Consider the following 1133-nt stretch of genomic DNA (forward strand, 5'->3'; position numbering starts at 1 on the left):
CAGCATAGCAACCGACGAAAGTACCGGCTTCATCTGATGTATCAGCTCTTTTTTAGGAGAATACGATGGCTAGTTTTTTAGCAGGGATCAGTGCGTCAAACTTGACAGTGGGAGTCATACCAACGCCCGCGTAATAGGCGCGAGCTTGGAAGCGTCCTAATTGACGCGTTTGTTAGAAACATTTTTACGCTTACCGCCAAAAAAGTACGTAACCATTGAGCCTGCTAGGGACGAACAAAATGCCAGTATCGCTGTAAATTGAGCTGATTCATGCATAGCAACGGGAATGATTATAAGTGTTGGCAGAAGTACGATAGCAAGTGCTGGGCGCACCCTTTCATTTAGGCTTTGGGTGTATGGCTCTTTGCTTCCATCACCTTCGCAGCGGCTACATTTACAGCCTTTTAATTTCCCCGCATAAAATCGAAACAGCCAAAACCTAGAGTTTCGAGCGCATTCGTGACAAGAAAACTCGTCTACTCCAGAGCTACAGGTTCCGGAGCCGTTACAATGCGCACAATTTTCCTTCTTATTTTCATCCATCGCTCAAAATCCGATTGTGTTTCTAACGCCCCGCTTAGGGGCAAAAATACACAGGCTAGAATTGTTGAGCTTCGCGAGGACAGCCTGTGTATTTTTGTCCAAGCGAGCGTAGCGAATGACTACAGCGGCTTGTTATGTGTTTCTTTTTAGCGCCACCTAATGAATTTCCCTAGTGGGGCTGAGTTTACAAACTCTTGCACGAGACTTTTTAGTTTTGGTGCATGCTTAGAGTAATTTTCCATCCCATTACTAGAAAGGTGGAACCACTCTCCATCAAGACTTAAACCAAATTCAACAATGGAAGATAAAAAAGGCTCAGGTATTTTGTGCAAAAACAGTGGGTCACCGCTTTTAACAAGTCCGAGCATAAGTTCACGTTCAATTATTGAGTCGGGAAAACCATACCTTTTATGATCCTTGAGGAGTTCCTCAATCTCGTCGTCAGTCATTTTTGCTCCAACACATAGACAATATGACTCCCACAAAAGGTGCTGACCTCCGCCTTCGTGGGTTAGCTAAAAGCCAGAGCCATAATGTATGTGTCAACAATACAAGCTGGAGGTCAGCATGAATTACAGTAGCATACTTTT

The 1133-nt window shown here is 44.2% G+C and carries 1 protein-coding gene; it reads right to left on the reverse strand.

Annotated features, from left to right (window positions below; genetic code table 11):
- Positions 1-689 precede the first annotated feature (689 nt).
- Positions 690-992 carry a hypothetical protein gene (locus DU002_RS19240; protein WP_114340077.1) on the reverse strand — a complete coding sequence of 101 codons (303 nt, stop codon included), beginning with the start codon at positions 990-992 and terminating at the stop codon, positions 690-692.
- Between the last annotated feature and the right edge of the window lie 141 nt (positions 993-1133).

Origin of the sequence: Corallincola holothuriorum, from assembly GCF_003336225.1 — a bacterium.
Lineage (GTDB): Bacteria > Pseudomonadota > Gammaproteobacteria > Enterobacterales > Neiellaceae > Corallincola > Corallincola holothuriorum.

Excerpts from the sequence above, each read along its gene's own strand:
- DU002_RS19240 (WP_114340077.1), bottom strand. The coding sequence starts at position 992 with ATGACTGACGACGAGATTGAGGAACTCCTCAAGGATCATAAAAGGTAT.